Genomic DNA, 19,572 nt, shown 5'->3' on the forward strand with positions numbered 1-19,572 from the left:
CTGCCGCAACAATGTTTGCGGCAGCGCGATGCTCGTCCAACTGGTTGCAATGTAAGGCAGGGTGTGGTTGCTGCGCAAAACCTCAGCGGCTTTCGCGCATGTCGGGCAGAGCCACAAAAGGCCCGACAGTTATGCCCTGCGCCGGGGCCTGCATGACCTGTTTGCCATCCTCCATGCGTACCTGACCATTGGGCAGAAATTCTACCCGCAGGGGAACAACCACTGTGCGCAGCATGGTGAGCTGATCTTTTTCCATGCGCGGCGACATGCATTTCTGCTCCTTGCCCTGCTGCCAGCGCAAGGAACAGGCGGCGGTGACAAGGCTGGAAACCGTGCCGTCTTCACCAAAGCACAGGGAATTGGTGTCCCCGCAGATGGCCGAGGCAGCGGGGTCGTAGGCCGCAATCTGCCCAACGGCGGTCGGCACATGCGCAGGCCGCGCCGGTTCGCAGCTTCGCAGCGCGCCGCACTCGTAAAAGGCGCAGCCGTACCTCACGGGCATGGGGCCAAGTGGGGTAACGAGCCTGATTGTTTCGCCGGGCCAGAAGGTGACGCTTTCCAGCACGCCTGAAGGATAGAAACGCAGGCCCTGAACCTTGGCGCTTATTTCCTGCCCGTGCAGGGAAAGGGATATCTGGCTTGCCAGTTTGCGCTCGTCCTGCTCTGTCCAGTAGCCGCTGAGTTTGCCTTTGCGCAGCAATATGCGCTTGAGCGCGCCGTTTCCGTGCCATGCCAGCCATTCGGCGGGCATGTCGCCAAGGGGCGTGCTTACGGTTGTTTGATTTTGCAGCTCCAGACTGCGCCACATGCCGTTGGGGTAGAGGCAAAAGCTTTTGCCGCTGCTGCGGCGCACGTCTTCGGCTTCGTAAAGGGGCGTGAGCCAGCCGTGGGGCGTGGGCACGGTATCTTCTGCCAGCAGGCGGCAATCCTGCGGCGCGCCGCCGGGCCAGCGGGAGAGCACATGCACGTTGGCGATGGTGCCGTAGGGCGTATCAACAGTTTCAAATTGTAGGGCGGTACCCATATCATAGACTCCTTGGAGCTGTAACACGTGAAATGCTCGCTCGCGTCAGGCAAAGCCTCTCAGCTCGCATTTCGTGGCAAGGATTTTTCTGAAAATCCTTGCAGAGCAGTTAACCCAGTTCATCCGTGAACTGCTCTAACGTCCATTTGGCGCGGATTCGCCGCAAAGCGCATGCGAAATACGGGCTCGGACAGTTCCGTCTTCCTGTCGGGTGAGGGCGCATGTCAGGCGCTGCTGGCGCATGTGCTCCTCAAGCCAGGGGGGCATGTGCCCGCAGATGAGTTCCAGTTCCACAAAGGGCGTTGACGCAAAAAAGGGGCGCAAGGCTTTTTTTGACGTAATTTCCGGGTGTGCTGCCTGCACTTCCATAAGATTTATGCTGTATACACCGGGTGTATCTGTGGGCGTGGGCGCGGTGGGAACCTGCGCCTCCCCTTGGGCGGAAGCCAGAATCTCGCTGGCCAGGGCATCCAGAATATCGGGCGAGAATGCGTCCAGCTCGCACAGGCAAAAGCCCATGCGGCTCAGTTCATTGTAGGCAAGGCCGGAAATACTGGCCCCGGCTATGGCAGCCTCTGCAGGCAGCAGAAGGGCCAGCTGACGCAGCCGGTCGCGTATCTGGGGCAGGGTGGCACAGCCTTCAAGAGAAAAAGGCACAGGATCACAGGCATGCCAGCCCTTGCCCGTGCTCCAGTCGCGCTGCCAGACGGAAAGGTGGGTGCAGTTTTCCATGGCGGTGATTGAATTATCTGTATTTTCCAGCACGGCAATGCAGTCGCATTTCATGGCAATCTCCATATGCTTGGGGCAGGTGTCCGTGAGTATACTGGCGCAAAAGGCTCTTGTGTCTCTACAAGCCAAAAGGACGTGTGCCGTAGCTGTACCCCAAATGCTTGCCCCAGCCGTTCATGGATTTTTGCGGTAAAAGTGTGGCCGCAAGGCGCTCCAGCTCAAGAGCTTTGCGCGCATCCACCGCGCAGGAGGTATTGCCAAGCCGCGCGGCCGCCGCCGTAAAGGTGGCAAGCCCGCAGTTGCCCGCCCGTTCGCCAATGCCCCACAGCGTGGTATTGACGTAGCGCGCCCCGGCGTTCACAGCCATGAGCGAATTGGCAACAGCCATGCCAAAGTCGTTGTGCGCGTGGATTTCCACATCCACGCCTGCTTCGCGCAGCATGCGCACGGCCCGCCAGACCTTGTCTGGCGTGTAACAGCCCACGGTATCGCTGAGCCGCACCCGCACCACGCCGCACTGACGCGCGGCCCTCGCCGCATCGCGCAACTGGTCGGGCGAGGCGTGGGAGGAATCTTCAAAACCAACTGTCACTTCCGCACCACGGCTTGCGGCGAGTGCCGCGCACTTGGCAAGGGAGGCCATTACCTCGGCGCGGGTTGTTTTGAGTTTGTCCTTGATCTGCCGGTCAGAAACCGGGCAACACAGATGAATGATATGCGGAGAGCAGTCAAAGGAGTGGCGCACGTCGCTTTCGCGCAGGCGGTTCCAGGTGGAAACGCGGGCGTTGGAACAGGCCTCGCGGATGGAGCGGATGGTGGCCTTTTCGTTTTCGCCCATGGCGGGGACGCCCGCCTCGATCTGGTCCACGCCAGCTTCGTCCATCATGGCGGCAAGGCGGATTTTCAGGGCAGGGGGGAATGCAAAGCCGGGAGCCTGCTCGCCGTCGCGCAGGGTGGTATCGACAATAATGATCTCAGGCATGGCCCACCTCCACAGAAACCGTTGTGCCCGAAAGACCGCAACAGTCCGTTCGGGCAGAAGACAAGGATTCGGGGGGATGGCATGCGTGACACAGGTCGAGAAACTGGGCATCGGTCAGGCTGCATTGCTGGCGCTCGGCAAGCTGCTGAACCAGTTCCAGCATATGTTCTTCCTCCGTGCGCGGCAAGTTCAAACCAAGCTGGCGGGCCTTGATGCGCAACGAAACGTGCCCTGAGTGCTTGCCCACCACTATCTGGCGTTCAAGCCCCACAGTAGCTGGAGCATATGGTTCGTAAAGAAAGGGCTTTTTGACAATGCCGTCCACATGGATGCCGGATTCAACAGCAAAAATATCCGTGCCCAGCACGGCCTTGTGGTGGGAAACTTCCAGGCCCGCCTCCCTGAGCAGGGCGGTTGCTTCGGGCAGTTTGTCCAGATGCGTCAGGCCTGTCTCCAGACCCTGAGCATACAGGCTCAGGGCCACTTCTTCCAGCGCAGGCCCGGCATCTGGGCCGTACAGGGCAGAGCCGCCAATGCAGCCTGCCACACGGGGGCCGCCCTTGAGCAGCCACAGCACGGCAAGAGCCGTGGCGCAGCCCGCATGATCGCCGGGGCAGAACTCCACCGTATCCTTGATGGCGGCAAAGCGCGGCCAGAATTCCGTTTCAAAGGTATAAAGAGCGTCACAGCAACCGCTCAGGCGCGCCCAGGGGCCGTTAAGGATCGGGCGTTTGCCCGTGCGGCGGGCCTTGACGCTGGCTGCTGTAAATTGAAGGTCTGGGGGAATTTCGACCACAAAACCCATGTGGTGCATGAGGTCGATCCATTCCCCGGCCCAGAGCGCAAATGCGTCTGCGGTCTGCCTTTCCTCTAGCGAGTGCGCGGCTGGCAGCACCCGGTAGAGCAGGCAGAGCGTTCTGTCCACCAGTTGCGGCATGGAAATAACCTCTTGGCAAAGATGGCGTGTGCCCCGGCCTGACCGGTTTGCCTCCGGCCAGGCCGTTGGATTGGGCCGGAATTATCCGCAGAGCGCCCTGGCGGCGTCATTCACGGCCTTGTCCACATTTTCATAGAGGGTGAACACGCGTATTCCCTTGGTCTCAAGCTTTTTCAGCGGGCTTTCGCCTATGCGCAGGGCCAGCACTCCCTTGCAGTCGTCCACGGCGGCCAGAATGCCCGCCATGCGCCCGGTCTTTTCTCCGCAGTCGTCCATGCCGTTGCAGTATTTGGAGACACTGCGGGTTTCCACGTAGCTGGCGGCGTCGCCGTCGCTTTCGTAGATGTAGAACTGCTCGGCCTGACCAAAGTGCTGATCAACGGTCATGCCTGTCTTGGAAGCCACGGCAATGCGTATCTTGCGGGCCACGGCGGGCTTGGCTTCCACAGCGGCAGCGGGGGCCTTTTCGGCCACGGGCGGGCGGTAATCAATGGACTTGTCGTCGCCCAGCAGGCCCACGGCGTCGGCGCGGCACTGCTTGCAGTGGTACATCTGCTTGAGCGTGGGCTCGCAGCTGCGGCGCATGTCCATGAGCTCCTTGTTGCTCACAAGGGGCATGTTTTCAAAAACGCTGCCCTTGACCGGGATGAGCTGCATGATGTTGGTCATCACAGCGCCCAGTTCGCGCGCGGTTTCCACCACCTGCGGGATGTGCCCGTCGTTGATGCCCTTGAGCAGCACCGTGTTGACCTTGCTCACAATGCCCGCCTGGGAGAGGGCGCGCAGGCCAGCCATCTGGTTTGCCAGCAGGAGGGCTGCTGCGGTTTCGCCCGTGTAGCGCTTGCCTCTGTACATGGCGAATTTGTAAATCTGCGCGCCAATGGCGGGGTCAACGGCGTTGATGGTCACGGTGGCGTGGCTCACGCCCACGCGCTTCATGTCTTCCACGTATTCCGGCAGGGCCAGGCCGTTGGTGGACATGCAGAATGTGATATTGGAGTCTTCCCTGCGGATCATCTCCAGCGTGCGGAAGGTTTCCTCGGGATTTGCCAGCGTGTCGCCGGGGCCGGCGATGCCCACAACAGTAAGATTGGGCATGTCGCGCTTTACTTTCATAAAGTGGTCAAAAGCCTGTGCGGGCGTGAGCACGGCGGTGGTGACGCCGGGGCGGCTTTCGTTAACGCAGTCGTACTTGCGCAGGCAGTAGTTGCAGCTCAGGTTGCACTTGGGCGCGATGGGCAGATGCAGACGCGCCGAGGTGGCGCAGGCCCCACAGGAAAAACAGGGGTGGGACTTGGTGCGCTCAGCATTCAGGGCGGCGGCGCTGCCAGCGGCATGGGCGTCTGTAGGGGCAGTTACAGGCACAAGCGGCTCGCTGGCGGGGGCCACAACTTCTATGCGGGTGGCATCAGCTTCCATGACGGCTTCATCCTTGAAGTATTTGTTGAGAAGCTCCTCGCGGAAGCTGCCCTCGGTGAACTGCAACATGGCGTTGGCCGTGGCTTCCATGAGGCTGAGCGAACCGTCATAGAAGAGCATGCGGGTGCGCTGGCCGCCAACCCTGTCGTGGATGGGAAAGCCGTAGCGCAGCAGCGGAATGTGGTGGCGTTCCTCAATGCGGCGGCCATCGGAATTGCCAAGCATGAGGTTGGCCTTGCGCGCCAGCATGGCGTTTTCAATGGCGGCAAAGTCTGCAAAATTCAGAATGTCGTAATCGCCGCTGAACTGGGTTTCCGTAGCCTGAGCCATATCGGGCGCAAGCGTTTTTTCAAAGGCGGCGCAGCGGCTGCCGGTGGCGGCCACCACGGGGACGGCTCCATTTTCGCACGAGGCGCGCACAAGGGCCAACACCATGTCCGGCTCGCCAAATACGGCAACGCGGCTTTGGGCGTTATACTTGTGCGCATCAATCATGGCGTCAAGGTAGCGGGCGCGTTCTTCGCGCACAGTGGCGGGGATGGTTCCGCCAAGGGCTTCAAGCGTGGCGACAAAGGCATCGGTATCGCGCAGGCCCACAGGCAGGTTCATGCGCAGGAGCGGTACGCCGTAGGTATCGCGCAGGTACGCGCCAGGGGAATAGCCCTCGGGGCAGAAGGGCGCAAGTTCGAGCGTCATGCGCGCGCCAGCCATGAGGCCGATGCGGGCAAGTGTGGTACCGTATTGGGGCAACCGGTTGTAGTCGTCTTCATGCCCGCCATCAAGATTCTGCGAAAGGTCGGGCAGCAGCACATATTCAAGGCCGCTGGCCTCAAGCAGCAGCTTGAGCGCTCTGGTATCCGCCGCAGAGAAGTGCCCGGTGATGATGTTGATCACGTTGTTGGGCGTGGCGTTCATGGGCACATGGCGCACAATGGCGTGCAAAGCGCGGAAAAAGCCCTCGTACTGCGAGCCGCTGTAGCCCGGCGAGACCACGGGAATGATGGTGGCCGTCACTTCCGGGTGTTCATCCTTGAACTGCTTGATGATGGCGGGCACGTCCTCGCCGATGGTTTCGGCAAGACAGGTTGTGGAAACGCCGATCACCTCGGGGTTGTAGAGCTTGATGAGGTTTTCAAGCCCCTTGAGCAGGTTCTTGGTGCCGCCAAAGACCGTGCCTTCTTCCGTAAGCGAAGAGGAGGCGATATCCACCGGCTCATTGTAATGGGTTGCCATGTGCCGCCGAATGTAAGTGCTGCACCCCTGCGAACCGTGCAGAATGCTCATGCTCTTGCTGATGCCGTAAAAGGCGCTTACCGAACCCATGGGCATGCACATCTTGCAGGGATTTGTATTCAGGTTGACAAGATTGGCGCTCATTGTCTTCTCCTTATGTTCCAGGCGGCCTTTGGGCCGCGGCGGCGGGCAAACTGCGTGCAAGCCGATTACGCTGTGCTAGAAATGTGCTGCTCTTGCTGCCAGGGCTTCACGCACCAGACTGGCCTGCGCCTGCGTTGCCTCGGCAAATGAGGCAGAGCTGCGCGTGAACTGCCACACGGGGCTGTTGATGGAAAGGTTCACCTCGCGGGTGAAGTTTTCCACGCCTTCAAAGCCGCCCAGAGCGTGCTTGCGCTCGTGGTTATGGTCGCAAAAGGCAATACCCAGCTTGTAGGCGAGCGGGCGTTCCTTGACGCCGCCAACCAGAATATCCGCGCCTTTCTGCTTCATGAAGGTTTCAAGCTCTGCGGGATTGGCGTCGTCCAGAATGACGGTGCCGGGGTTAACGAGGCTTGAAATGATTTCATAATCTTCAGGCTTGCCGGTCTGGGTGCCGACCACCACGGTTTCAATGCCCATTTCGTTAAACTGACGGATGAGCGATATGGCCTTGAAGCCGCCGCCCACAAAGATGGCGGCCTTTTTGCCCACAAAGTGCGGCTTGTACTGTTCAAGAAAAGCTTCAGCCTTTGCGCCGCGTTCAGAAATAAGGGCCTCTGCCTTGCGCTTGGCGTAGTCGTCATTGAGGCGCTCGGCCACCTGCCGCAGGGCGGTGGAGGTGTCTTCCACCCCAAAGAAGCTGGCGCGCATCCAGGGAACGCCCATTTCGTCTTCCATGCGGTGGGCCAGATACATCATGGAGCCAGCGCACTGCACGATGTTGAGCTGGGCAGCCGGGGCCTTGATGAGCGTTTCGTACGCGGCATCGCCCGTGAGGGTGGCGACAATGGGAATGCCCATCTCGCGCAGGTAGTTGCGGATAATCCACATTTCGCCCGCAAGGTTGTAGTCGCCAAGAATGTTGACGCCCTTGATCTTGGGCTGTTCCTTGTGCGGCTCCATAAGCTGCACAAGTGCGTTGCAGGCCATGCGGTAGCCCGTGGACTTGGTGCCAGAAAAGCCCGGAGCCTTGACCGCGATCACGCGGATGCCGTGCTTTTTTTCCGCATTGCGGCACACGGCTTCCACATCGTCGCCGATAACGCCCACAATGCAGGTGGCGTACACAAAGATAAGCTTGGGCGAATAGTTGGCTACGGCTTCGTCAATGGCGCGGGTGAGCTTTTCCGCACCGCCAAAGACGATGTCTTTTTCCTGCAAGTCAGTGGAAAAACTGTTGCGGAACAGTTCCGACCCGCTGGTGAGGCTGCCGCGAATGTCCCAGGTGTAGCTGGCGCAGCCGATGGGGCCGTGAACGATATGAAAGGCATCGGTAATGGGGTTTAACACCACGCGCGCACCGCAGTACACGCAGGCCCGCTGGCTCACGGAACCGGCCACGCTGGCCGTATCGCAACGCAGGCCGTCGCCGCTACAGCAGCCCCCGCCCTTGTTTCCCTTTTCCTTGATGGACGTACGGCGTTCTTCAAGTATTTCCATAGCCATGGGAACCCCCTTGCAAGGGCGGGGGGATGCCCCCCCCGCCCTATTGCGGCTTTGAGCCGTCCTACATAATCAGATCCATGTCTTCGTCAGCACAGTTGCGGTCAAACTCTTCCATGAGCGTATCAGCGATCCGGGTGGCGAGCTGGAAGGCTCCACGGTAGCCGACCATGGGCAGCGAGGCGTGTCCGTAGCGGTCAAGCACCGGGAAGCCGGCGCGAACCAGCGGAATGCCCTCGGCCTTGGCGATCTGCTTGCCGTGAGAGTTGCCAAGCAAGAGATCAACGGGTTCTTCCTTGATGAACTGGTGCAGGTCAAAGAGATCCTTGGCGGCAAAGGCCTGGCACTCTTCTTCCTTGCCGTATTCCTTGAACATGCCTTTGGCCAGCTTGACGAAGGTTTCGCCGGGCGTACCGGTGAGCACGTACTTGGGGATCATGCCCAGTTCGAGGCAGAAGCGGGTCATGCCAAGCACGGTGTCGGGGTCGCCGTACACGGCAACCTTTTTACCGTAGAAGTACGGGTTGGCGTCCAGCATGAGGTCGAGCAGGCGACCGCGTTCTTCGTCAATAAGCGGGTCGACTTCGCCGCCGTTGAGGTTTGCCATGGCCATGACAAAGGCATCGGTATCGGCCAGGCCGATGGGCAGGGGCAACAGGTCGTAGTCCACGCCGCATTTGCGCTTGAGCTGGGCGGCGGGTTCCTCGCTGGTCAGGCGGCCAAGGGCCAGAACCTTGCGGCAGGTGCCGAGGGCGCGGATTTCTTCAACCGTGGTGCCGCCATCAGGGTACATCTTGTATTCGCCGGTCATGGGGGCATCCATGACGTTGCTGCAATCGGGGAACATGATGGACTTGAGCTTCATCAGGTTCACAAGGTGCTTGTATTCACGGATGTCGCCGGGGTTTACGAAGCCGGGGAACACCGCCACGGTTTCCGTGGTCTTGCCCTTGGCGGCAAGGTATTTGATGAACCCGGCCATCATGTTGGCAAATCCCGTCACGTGCGAGCCAACGTAGCTCGGCGTGTTGCAGTGCACCACGATCTTGTCGTCCGGAATTTCCATTTCGTCGATGTAGGTCTTGAGGTCATCGCCGATGGTTTCAGAAAGACATGTGGTATGCACGGCAATAATATCAGGGTTGTAGACCTCAAAAGTGGTCTTGACGCCCTGACGGATGTTGGGGCCGCCGCCGAACACGCAGGCGCCTTCGGTAAAGGAACTGGTGACGGCTATGGCGGGTTCCTTGAAGTGACGCGTAAGGTAGGTGCGGTGGTAAGAAGCACAACCCTGCGATCCGTGGCTGTAAGGCATGCAGTTGCGCACGCCCAGGGCGGCAAACAGCGCACCCACCGGCTGACAGGTCTTGCACGGGTTGATAAGAACGCCCGATCTGTTCACATGTGTCTTTGGGGTGAGGTCAAGCATACTATTCTCCCACAGTTCCTTGCAGGGTGGCGCGGTTCTTCCAGGGCGGGGTTACCATGTGCCATGCGGGGGTGAAGTACCCCATGCAGAGGTCGTAACCGAACTGCGTTGCGCCCTTGAAACCCGCGTAAGGCCCGCTGTAATCGTAGCTGTGCAACTGGCGCGAGAGCGTCCCGGCCTTTTGCAACGCGTACTTGTCCTTGATGCCGGAGAAGAACATGTCGGGCTTGAGGATTTCCATAAATTTTTCAGCTTCGTACATGTTGAGGTCGTCAACCACGTAGGTTCCCTCATCCATGTCGCGTATCATGCCATCGTACTTTTCAAGCGGGATTTCGGCGGCCAGCTTGTCGTATTGTTCCTGCGTAAGGTAGGCGTGATACTTCTTTTCGTCCTTTTCCACGGTGATGTGTTCGATGTTCTTGCTGTCCGCGTCGTCCTTGATGTTGGGGATGATTTCCCGGCCTTCGTAGTCGTCGCGGTGGCCGAATTCGTACCCGGCAAGCACTGTCTTGATGCCCAGATCCTGCAACAGGCCCTGATAGTGGTGCGAGCGGCTGCCGCCCACAAAAAGGGCTGCGGTCTTGCCGTTGAGGCGGGCCTTGTAGGCCGCCATCTGATCCTGCACTTCGGCCAGTTCTTCGGCGATAACCTGTTCAGTACGCTGTGCAAGCTCTGGGTCGCCAAAGTAGGCAGCCATGTCGCGCAGGCTCTGAACCGTTCCTTCCAGGCCGATAAAGTTGACCTTGAGCCAGTCCACGCCGTACTTGGTCTTCATCATTTCGGCGATGTAGTTGATGGAGCGGTGGCACTGCACAAGGTTCAGGTTGGCCTTGTGCGAGCTGGCGATGCGGTCCACTTCGCCATCGCCCGTGAACACCGAAACCACTTCGTAGCCGATCTTTTTGAGAATGCGTTCCTGTTCCCAGCCGTCGCCGCCGATGTTGTATTCGCCAAGGATGTTGATCGAATACTTGGTGGCGGGTTCATAATCGCCAGTACCGATAACGCGCTTCATGAGGCCGTTGTTGGCGATGTGGTGGCCCGCCGACTGGCTTACGCCCTTGTAACCCTCGCAGCTGTACGCCACGCAGCGGATGCCGTATTCTTGTTCAGCTTCTGCGGCCACGGCCTGAATGTCGTCACCGATCAGGCCCACAGGGCAGGTGGCGGCGATCATGATGGTCTTGGGGTGCATAAGCTCCATGATTTCATCAATGGCCTTCTTGAGCTTCTTGGTGCCGCCAAAGACGATGTCCGGTTCCTGCATGTCTGTGGTAAAGCAGTACTGGATGTAATTGGGGGTATCCCCTTCCGCCTTGGCCTTGTTGCGGCGCGTACCCCAGCTATAGAAGCCGCAGCCCACAGGGCCGTGGGTAATCAGGACCATATCCTTGATTGGGCCGAGCACAACGCCCTTGCAGCCAGCGTAACAGCAGCCCCGGTTGGTCATGATGCCGGGAATGGCACGCGTGTTGGCGATAATAATCTGGTCTTCCGCAGGATTGACCTTGAGCATATGCTCCTTGCGGTTCTTGAAGACCTTGGCGTTGTAGCGCTCAAGCACTACTGCGTTGGCGTCAATACTCATACATACCTTCCTTATGCGTCAGCGCGCTCGCCCGTGCGAACCACATAGGATTCTTCCACCGGCATCACAAAGATCTTTCCATCGCCGGGGTGGCCGGTGCTGTTGGCCTCTATAATGGCCTTGACCACAGCTTCGACCTTTTCATCGGGAACGCAGATATTGAACAACCGCTTGGGGATCAGCCTGCCCACTTCGGTCAGGGATTCGCCCGCCGGAGTGCGCGGCAGCTCGCCGCTTTCCATAACCATGCGCAGGGTGGCGGGATCCATACCTTTTTTGCCGCGTCCCAGGCACTTGGTGCATGAGAATGAGGGGCATCCGGCCTTGGACAGGGCGTTCTTTGTAGCCGCCACCATGTTGGCTCGAACCATTGCAACTATTTCCTGCATGGGAGCCTCCTACAGGCCGGACTTGCCGCTGCTGATGGTCCAGGCCTCGCTGACGCTTGAAACAAATATTCTGCCATCGCCAAAGTGACCGTCGCCCGTTTTTGCCACGCGCAGGATAACGCGGATGGCATCGTCCTTGTCTTCATCGCTGACCACAAGCATGAGCATCTGCTTGGGAATTTCGTCGTACTGAATGTCGCCCACCATGATGCCTTTCTGCTTGCCACGGCCCACCACATCAAGCTTTGTAACGGCGGGAAAGCCCGCTGACAGCAGCTCGGAGAGAACCTCGGTGGTCTTTTCAGGCCGAATAATCGTGCGAATCATCTGCATTGTTGTTCTCCGTTTCGTGCTGTTGGTTTAGGCGTCCATCAAACCGTGTTCCATGAGCAGCTCTTCGAGCCGTTCCTGGGAAAGGGGCTTGGGGATGATAAACATGTCGTTACCGTCGATCTTCTGCGCCAGGGTGCGGTATTCGTCGGCCTGTCCGCAGGTGGGGTCAAATTCGATAACGGTCTGCTTGTTGATTTCGGCGCGCTGCACCATGTTGTCGCGCGGCACAAAGTGGATCATCTGGGTGCCGATTTCCTTGGCAACGGCAGAGACAAGCTCGGCTTCGCCATCAACCTTGCGGCTGTTGCAGATGATGCCGCCAAGGCGCACGCCGCCGGTGTTGGCGTACTTTTTGACGCCCTTGCAGATGTTGTTGGCGGCGTAAAGGGCCATCATTTCGCCCGAAGCCACGATGTAGATTTCCTGGGCCTTGCCTTCACGGATGGGCATGGCGAAACCGCCGCACACAACGTCGCCCAGAACGTCATAGAACACGTAGTCGAGGTCTTCGGTGTAGGCGCCAAGGCGTTCCAGCAGACCGATGGAGGTGATGATGCCGCGCCCGGCACAGCCAACGCCCGGTTCGGGGCCGCCGGATTCCACGCAGCGGATGCCCTTGAAGCCGTTTTTGAGCACCAGATCCAGCTCGATGTCTTCACCCTCTTCACGCAGGGTATCGAGCACGCTCTGCTGGGCAAGGCCGCCCAGAATAAGGCGCGTGGAGTCGGCCTTGGGGTCGCAACCCACGATCATGATGTTCTTGCCCATTTCGCCAAGGCCGGCGTTAAGGTTCTGTGTGGTGGTGGACTTGCCGATACCGCCCTTGCCGTAAATAGCTACCTGACGCATGAGATTCCCTCTGGGTTTGATGTTCCCGCGCTCGTTGCGCTTGTCCCTCTTTGTGCAGAAACCGTGCCGTTAGATTAACTATATAATATTATTACTTAATTTTATAATCTGCATGCACAATCAATACAAAATTGTTAAGGTGGCCCACCGTGCAGAAAAAACCGCCCTGCCTGTAACTTGCTTTAATGATAGATTTTTATTTGAAGAAAAAGTTCTGCCGAAAATCGCCGATACAAATTTGTTTGAAATTGGGAACAGGTTGCAGGGAAATTGCCATGCGTGAATGTGCTGGGGCAGAATGGGCTGCATTTGGGACACATGATGATGGAAACGGCAGAGGAAAACAGACAGGGCAGTGATGGCTGCTCATGAACGCAGAAAGCCCGGCCCATCTGGTAAATGGGGCGGGGGCAGGGATTGAATAGCAAAAAAGCGGCGAATTGAGGGCAGTGTGAGGGGAGGAAGGGAGCGGTTCAGGCAAGAACGCATCTGCTCGGACGGTTTTGCCAGTAGGGGAGAGAAAAGGGCTTATTCATCGAGCATGGTCAGGCCTGCATGGCCGCAAAGATATTCATAGCCGAGACAGGAAGATTTTGATTCAAAATTGTATCAAAATAGGAATGGAAGCGTAAAACTTGCAAAGCGTGAACAATCAATCCGCGTAAGAGATACAGCGGGCAAGACCAAGCACGCGGCTTATGCGTGGCATATGCGGCAGAAATGCAGACAGTGGTTCGGCGATGGGAACGGGAATTTACGCGCAGCCAGAAGTTTTTAAAGTACCTTGGCGGGTTAGAGTCGTGATTAGGATGTATGCCAGATCAGCATTTCAAGGGAATAATCCGTGCGTTCCACATACTCCCCGTTCTGGTTGCGAAATACCTCAAGATGCGCGGCCAGATGGGCCATATCCGGTTCAGCGCCACGGGCGCGCAGGTTGGCGGCGCAGGCTCCAAGCAACTGGTCGCGGGTGTGCGGCACAATCCATTGGCCGTCAACGGGCAGCGTAGTATAGGGCATGCGGCGGCCCTCAAGCCATGCGCGCATGTCGGGAGCATCGGCAAACTGCGGCGGCGTAATGCCGTAATGCGTGTACAGCCCGGCCATGACATCCGAGGTTTTGCGCTCGGTAAATCCCATAAAGACCACCTGCTCCAGAGCGTAGTGGAGCAGTTTTTCGCGGGCGGCGTCATCGCTCAGGGCCGGGGTCATGGAAGCAAAAACAATCTGAAAGCGCTCATCAAGGGCAAAGTGCTCCCAGTCGGAAAGCACGGGCCGGATGTTGGCAAGGCCCTGCGCGGCGGCATCCTGCATGAGGATGCGGAGCATTTCGTCTGATATATCCACGGCAGTGACCGATGCGGCCTCCTGCGCAAGGCGGATGGTGTACATGCCGCTGCCGCAGCCCACATCCAGAACCGTTTTGCCGCGAAGATCCACGCCGTTGTCGCGCGCCAGTTGCAGCATGCGGCCCTCGTAGGTGTCGGCCCCGGCTTCATAGCGGGGAAAGGACTCGGCCCTGCTGTTCCAGAATTCCCTGGTGCTGTTTTTGGCTGTCATGGCGTATCCTTTGGGCTGGCGGCAAACCGTCTGGACAAACGGGTGCAATGCACGGAAACCATTCATCTGACGGCGTGGCAAAGCCGCTGCCTGCTCTTGATTTTCGGTAGTATTGGCAAAGCCGATATGCATGTGGCAGGCGGCGAACCGCCTGCCACATGAGTTAAGCAGAAATTGTTGCGTAAACCAGAAGCCTAGCGGGCTTCGAGCCGCTGCCTCAGAATGGTGACGGGATGCAGGCTGAATTTGCCGGAACCGTGCGTGATCTGCACGCGGCAGGTGCCGCATTCAGAAACCGCCGCCTGAGCGCCGCTGTCGCGAACTTTGGCAAAGAGTTCCGAGCCTACAGTCTGGGCAATGTCATATTTTTCCTTTTTAAAGCCATAGCTGCCGGAAATGCCGCAGCAGCCTGCATCAGCATTTTCCACGGTCACGCCGTCAAGGCGGCGCAGCAGTTCCAGCCCCGGCAGGCCGTTGCCCTGCGCCCGCAAATGGCAGGGCGCGTGGTAGATCAGCTTGAGGTCGGGCAGGGTTTGCTGTTTGCCATCGGCCTTCAGCGAAAGATCGCCGCTGTCCACAGCATCCAGCAGAAATTCCTGCGCGTCCGCAAGGCTGCATGCACCGTACTTTTCCGCCACATCGGGGAAGTATTCCGGCAGATCCACCCGGAACATGAGGGCGCAACTGGGGCAGCCCGTCACTACGGGCAGGCCGGCATCGCGCCACTGGCCCAGAGCTTTCAGGTTATGTTCCGCATTGGAGCGGGCATGCTGCCAAAAGCCGTTGGCGACCATTGGCAGGCCGCAGCACACGAGTTCCTCGGGCACGATGACCTTGTAGCCCGCGCGGTTCATGGCCCACACCATATCAAGGCCGGTGCGCGGGTCGTACACGTCCACGTAGCAGCCGGGGTAGAAAACAACGCTGCGCTTGTGGTCGGGCTGGTGCACATGGCGCATGAGCTGGCGGAAGGTCTGTGGCGCAAAGGCGGGCAGGGGCGCGCGTTTGTCGATGCCCAGCGCATCCAGCACCATGCGGGTAACGGGATTGAGCATGCCGAAGTTCTTGAGCGCGGCCGGAATGAGCCGCAGCCACTTGGCCATGAGCTCGCCGTGACCGAGCACCCAGTCGCGCAGGCCAGGGGAATGTTTTTTGAACTGGTCGGCCCTTGCCATCATGTTGAGGCTGGAAACCGGCACGCCGTGCGGGCACGAGATATCGCAGTTTTTGCAGTTGGCGCAGTAGTGCAGCGAGGGGTCTTCCGTCAGCCCAAGCAGGCGAAAGCGTTCATAGGCAGGGCCTATCATGCGAGGCCCCAGAAACTTGGGGGTCGCATCCGCCACGGGGCAGTGCACCACGCAGGTGGTGCAGGCTATGCATTTGTCTGGATTGATGTGCACGCTCATTGGTTTTCCCCGGCAGCGGCGGCTGCGGCGGCCATAAGGCCCGCCTGCCAGCCCGTGGCGATGGCAACGCCGTGACCGCTTTTTTCTGTTGCGTAATCATATCCGCCAAGGCTGCGCCCGGCGAAAAAGACGTTTTGCCAGCGCACTACGGCGGCATCGTCAACAGGGCGCATGGTGCGGTCAACGCGCACACCCATGCGCGAGAACAGATGGTTGCCAAAAATCTTCGGCTCTGACCACTGCGAAACATCCTGCGGCACGGTGATGTCGATGCCGAACACGGAATCCCAGCACTGGCCGGGTTCAAGCGTCATGCCGCCGCCAAGGATGCCGCCGGTGGCGGTTACAAAGGCGCGGGCGGCGTGGTGGCGTTCCTGCCCGGAGGCCTCGACCACCAGCGCTGTGCATGTTTTGCCGCTTGTTTCGGCGCGCAGCGCAGTGCAGTTTTCCACCAGTTCAAAGTTGTGCCTGTGCAGGGCCTGCAACAGGGCATCACGCAGACGCAGGCCGCCAACCCCCGGAGGGATGGACAGCATTTCCACCACCGGGCAGCCCGCAGCGGCATTGACCGCCTGCCAGATTTCCGGATTGGCCTTGCTGCCGCAGAGCGGCGGGATAAGGATGAGGTCGTACTTTCCGGCATGCGGGGCTAGCGCATCCAGCAGCCAGCGGCGGCTGTGCGGCTTGTCCGCCATGCGGGCCAGATCAAGCGCCGATATGGCGCGGTGGGTTTCGCCAAAGGGCGAGGGCAAAAGCCCCTGGGTGAATTCCTTGTCGGCCCAGCTTTTGTAGCGCCGCAACTGACTGACCACCAAAGAGGGACGGCAGTCGCGCAAGCCCTGCACGCTCAGCACCAGCACCTTTTTGGCGCTGGCGAGCGCCTCGGTGTGCAGGCTGGCTGGCAGCAGATAGGTGGGCTTGAGGGTTCCCATGATGGTGGGCAGCTGGGTGTTGCGCGGCGTGCCGTCCTGCGAGAGGGCGGGGCGCATGGGCCAGTGCTGGCCTTCCATCACATTTGCAAAGAACTGAAAGGCCGAGCGGACGCTTTCTGCCCCAAGCAGGCTGTAGGGATGGTCTTCAGGCAGCATTGCCAGTGCCTGCCAGGGGTCGGCGGCAAATCTGCCGTCCGCATAGCCAAGAAAATCCACCGAGCCGCCGCTGATAGCCAGCGAACCCATGCCCGTGGTGAGCAGCCGTACGCTGCGGCCCTGATCCGCTGCGGCAAGGGCGGCCACAAGGCCCGCCATGCCGGAGCCGACCACCAGTACGTCAACAATCCTGCTCATGGGCGGCTCCATCAAGATTGAGTGTTCCCGCGTATACGGCGCGGCCAAGTTCCATTTCACGCGCCTGCATGCCCCACAGGGCAGGGCGCAGACCGCCCCAGCGCTCCTGAAGGAAGCGCCGCACGTTGTCGGTAGCTGAAAATTCAAGGGGAATGTCGTGTTCGGAAAGGGCGGCGACTGCCCGCAAGGAGCAGAACGTTCCCTGGCAGGTGCCCATGCCCAGGCGTGTGCGCAGGCGGATATCCGTAAGCGAATGGGTGGAGGCATCACGCGCCACGCATTCAATTTCCGCCATGCTGACCATCTCGCATTCGCAGAGCAGGGGGTTGGAATCGGCTTTTTCCGCGCGTTCGATCACAGGGGTCAGGTCATCGCCCATGCGGTCGGCCATAAGCTGGATGCCCTGCACTGGAAAGTACTTGGCGGCGCGGGAAAGCGTGGCTTCGTCCGGATCCGGCACAATGGCTTCTTCTGCGGTGCGGCAGGGGGCGGTAACGCCAAGCTTGGCGCAAACCTTGTCCGCAGTGCGTTCGCCCATGAGGCGGTAGGTGGTCAGCTTGCCGCCGAAAATGGAAACCATGCCGTCAAGGCCCTGCTCGGCGTGATCCATAACATGGAAGTTGCGGCTGGCCTTGCGCCCGGCGGTATTGCCCGGCGTGTAGAGGGGGCGTGTGCCCGCAAATGCGCGCAAAATACGGTAGCTGCGCACATCGGGGAACAGCGGCTCGCCGATTTTGAGCAGGCGCAACACTTCCTCGCTGGTGGGGGTGGTGTCGTCCGGCCTGTCGGTGGGTATGGACGTGGTGCCAAGAATTGTGATGGAGCCGTGCGGCACAAAAATGTCGCCGTCCGAGCCGGGGTGCAGGCGGTTGACCACACGCGAGGTGAAGCGGTGGTTAAAGACCACGAGCGTGCCACGGTCGGGCGAAACCGCCACATCAAGCCCGGCCAGGGCCGCAATGCGGCCAGACCATGAACCGGCGGCGTTGACAACAACAGAACAGGCAATTTCAATGGTTTCGCCCGTGTTCTTGTTGATGGCCGTAACGCCGCAGACCTTGCCGTTCTTCTGGCAGATGCCGGTCACTTCATGATAGGTGAGCATCTGCCCGCCGTGGCGCCTGGCCGACATGGCGTTGTGCAGCACCAGCCGGAAGCCGTCCACGCAGGAGTCAGGCACGCGGAAAACGCGTTTGACCTCGGGCGACATGTTGGGTTCAAGGCGCAGGGCTTCCTTGACGTCAATTTCAGGGGCATCAATGCCCGCTCGGGCACAGGCCTCAACCCAGCGATCCACGTAGGCGGGGTCGTCCTCGGGCGTGAGCGCAAAAAAACCTTCGGTTTGTTCCACGCACTGCCTGCCAATGCGCCGCACGATCGTGTTTTCTTCAATACATTCACGCGCGGATTCATTATCTCCCACGGCGTAACGGCCGCCGCTGTGCAGCAGGCCATGAAAGCGCGAGCTTGTGCCGTGGGCCAGGCCGCCCTGTTCGAGCAATATGGCAGGAACGCCGCGCATGCAAAGATCGCGCAGGGTTCCTATGCCTGTTGCGCCGCCGCCGATGACGACAACAGTAGTTTCAAGCATGGTTTCTCCAGTGGAGCAAATTGTCGGAATCGTCCTGAAGCATGCAGGCGCTGTCAGATGCCGCGCCTGCGTGGCCGAAAAACAACGGCGCACCTACGCAACAAGATTGAAGGGGCAGAGCGGTTGGATAATTGCTGCGGTTATGCCCAGGATGATTGTTGATACCGTATGGTTATCAATTTGTGTAGTTGCGTCAAGATTGAATACAAGAGAATGTTGCGAGAGCGCTTGCCAGAGGAGGCAATGCCGCATAATGAAAGCAAAAAACTCAAGGATTGCATATATGGATTGGTCAAAAAAGCGTTGCGTTGTGCTTGATATGGACGGCACCGTCTACCTCGGTCATATCCCCATTGATGGGGCCGTGGGCTTTATTCAGCGGCACTGGAACAGTCTGGATTTTTATTTTCTGAGCAACAATACCTCCAAATCGCCCCTCACGTATGTGGACAAGCTCAATGGCATGGGCATTGCGGCGCGCGAAGACCTGCTGCTCTCGCCCGTGACGCCTCTGGTGGATTTTTTGCGGGCCAATGGTATTTTGCGCGTTTTCCCAGTGGGCAATGCCGATTTTCAGCATGATCTGCTCAAGCGCATGCCCGAGCTGCAACTGGTGGAAGAAGGCGCGCAGGCCGTGGTTCTGGCCTATGATACGGAACTCACCTACCACAAGCTTGCCCGTTCTGCCGTGCTGTTGCAGGACAGTTCGGTGCTCTTTCTTGCCACGCACCCTGATCTGGTATGCCCCTCGCCCGAAGGCCCGCTGCCGGATGTGGGCAGCTTCATCAGCCTGTACGCCACGGCCACGGGCAGAAAGCCGCAACATATTTTTGGCAAGCCCGACCCAGCTGTGCTCGCGCCTCTGCTGGCGCGCTACCGCAAGGAAGAAATGGTCATGGTGGGCGACCGCCTGAGCACGGACATGCAGCTGGCGCGCAATGCGGGCATTGACTCCATTCTGGTGCTCAGCGGCGAAGCCACGCGCGCCGATCTTGCCAGGGAGGAACATCAGCCAACCCTGGTGCTTGAAGACCTGGGCCACGCTGATAAGAATTTGGCATAAAGCCCTGCCTGGCCGTTATCAATAATAAAAAAACACCCGCTGTGGCCGAAAGACCAGAGCGGGTGTTTTTGTGTCAGAGCCTTCGGCCCAACATGCTGCTGGGG

At 59.4% G+C, this 19,572-nt stretch carries 16 protein-coding genes; 1 reads left to right on the forward strand and 15 read right to left on the reverse strand.

Features of this window, described 5'->3' with window-relative positions:
* Positions 1-82 precede the first annotated feature (82 nt).
* From G449_RS16815 to glpA, 15 genes are all read right to left on the reverse strand, one after another.
* Complete coding sequence (locus tag G449_RS16815; RefSeq protein WP_022659250.1) at positions 83-1,024, reverse strand: hypothetical protein; 942 nt, start codon at positions 1,022-1,024, stop codon at positions 83-85.
* 135 nt (positions 1,025-1,159) lie between these two features.
* Positions 1,160-1,810, reverse strand: coding sequence for a Fe-only nitrogenase accessory AnfO family protein (locus G449_RS17830; RefSeq protein ID WP_022659251.1), 651 nt, complete (start codon positions 1,808-1,810; stop codon positions 1,160-1,162).
* Between the two features lie 64 nt (positions 1,811-1,874).
* Positions 1,875-2,738, reverse strand: coding sequence for a beta/alpha barrel domain-containing protein (locus tag G449_RS16825; protein WP_022659252.1), 864 nt, complete (start codon positions 2,736-2,738; stop codon positions 1,875-1,877).
* The gene (locus tag G449_RS18455) at positions 2,731-3,675 is read right to left on the reverse strand and encodes a homocitrate synthase/isopropylmalate synthase family protein (RefSeq protein WP_022659253.1); all 945 of its coding nucleotides are present in this window, start codon (positions 3,673-3,675) and stop codon (positions 2,731-2,733) included. Before G449_RS18455 ends, G449_RS16825 begins: the two co-directional genes overlap by 8 nt.
* An 81-nt stretch (positions 3,676-3,756) precedes the next feature.
* Positions 3,757-6,471, reverse strand: coding sequence for a nitrogenase cofactor biosynthesis protein NifB (gene nifB / locus G449_RS0110415; RefSeq protein WP_022659254.1), 2,715 nt, complete (start codon positions 6,469-6,471; stop codon positions 3,757-3,759).
* Between the two features lie 75 nt (positions 6,472-6,546).
* Positions 6,547-7,974: a nitrogenase iron-molybdenum cofactor biosynthesis protein NifE gene (nifE, locus tag G449_RS16835; RefSeq protein WP_022659255.1), complete on the reverse strand. Its 1,428-nt coding sequence runs from the start codon at positions 7,972-7,974 to the stop codon at positions 6,547-6,549.
* A gap of 61 nt (positions 7,975-8,035) precedes the next feature.
* Positions 8,036-9,400, reverse strand: a complete 1,365-nt coding sequence (locus G449_RS0110425; protein WP_022659256.1) for a nitrogenase component 1 — start codon at positions 9,398-9,400, stop codon at positions 8,036-8,038.
* A gap of 1 nt (position 9,401) precedes the next feature.
* Positions 9,402-10,991: a nitrogenase molybdenum-iron protein alpha chain gene (nifD, locus tag G449_RS0110430; protein ID WP_022659257.1), complete on the reverse strand. Its 1,590-nt coding sequence runs from the start codon at positions 10,989-10,991 to the stop codon at positions 9,402-9,404.
* A gap of 11 nt (positions 10,992-11,002) precedes the next feature.
* Positions 11,003-11,380, reverse strand: a complete 378-nt coding sequence (locus tag G449_RS0110435) for a P-II family nitrogen regulator (protein WP_022659258.1) — start codon at positions 11,378-11,380, stop codon at positions 11,003-11,005.
* A 9-nt stretch (positions 11,381-11,389) separates the two neighbouring features.
* Positions 11,390-11,713 carry a P-II family nitrogen regulator gene (locus G449_RS0110440; protein ID WP_022659259.1) on the reverse strand — a complete coding sequence of 108 codons (324 nt, stop codon included), beginning with the start codon at positions 11,711-11,713 and terminating at the stop codon, positions 11,390-11,392.
* 27 nt (positions 11,714-11,740) lie between these two features.
* The gene (nifH, locus tag G449_RS0110445) at positions 11,741-12,562 is read right to left on the reverse strand and encodes a nitrogenase iron protein (protein WP_022659260.1); all 822 of its coding nucleotides are present in this window, start codon (positions 12,560-12,562) and stop codon (positions 11,741-11,743) included.
* 804 nt (positions 12,563-13,366) lie between these two features.
* On the reverse strand, positions 13,367-14,122 hold the full coding sequence (locus tag G449_RS0110450; protein WP_022659261.1) for a class I SAM-dependent methyltransferase: 756 nt from the start codon (positions 14,120-14,122) through the stop codon (positions 13,367-13,369).
* A gap of 194 nt (positions 14,123-14,316) precedes the next feature.
* The gene (locus G449_RS0110460) at positions 14,317-15,528 is read right to left on the reverse strand and encodes an anaerobic glycerol-3-phosphate dehydrogenase subunit C (RefSeq protein ID WP_022659262.1); all 1,212 of its coding nucleotides are present in this window, start codon (positions 15,526-15,528) and stop codon (positions 14,317-14,319) included.
* The gene (gene glpB / locus G449_RS0110465) at positions 15,525-16,814 is read right to left on the reverse strand and encodes an anaerobic glycerol-3-phosphate dehydrogenase subunit GlpB (protein WP_022659263.1); all 1,290 of its coding nucleotides are present in this window, start codon (positions 16,812-16,814) and stop codon (positions 15,525-15,527) included. The genes G449_RS0110460 and glpB overlap by 4 nt, the downstream gene beginning before the upstream one ends.
* On the reverse strand, positions 16,798-18,405 hold the full coding sequence (gene glpA, locus G449_RS0110470) for an anaerobic glycerol-3-phosphate dehydrogenase subunit GlpA (RefSeq protein WP_022659264.1): 1,608 nt from the start codon (positions 18,403-18,405) through the stop codon (positions 16,798-16,800). The genes glpB and glpA overlap by 17 nt, the downstream gene beginning before the upstream one ends.
* 283 nt (positions 18,406-18,688) lie before the next feature.
* On the opposite strand from glpA, the gene G449_RS0110475 reads away from it, so the two are divergent.
* Positions 18,689-19,468 (forward strand): HAD-IIA family hydrolase, encoded by a 780-nt coding sequence (locus G449_RS0110475; protein ID WP_022659265.1) that lies wholly within the window; start codon positions 18,689-18,691, stop codon positions 19,466-19,468.
* The last annotated feature ends 104 nt before the right edge of the window (positions 19,469-19,572 follow it).

This window comes from Desulfovibrio desulfuricans DSM 642, assembly GCF_000420465.1.
GTDB classification, from domain to species: Bacteria; Desulfobacterota; Desulfovibrionia; order Desulfovibrionales; family Desulfovibrionaceae; genus Desulfovibrio; species Desulfovibrio desulfuricans.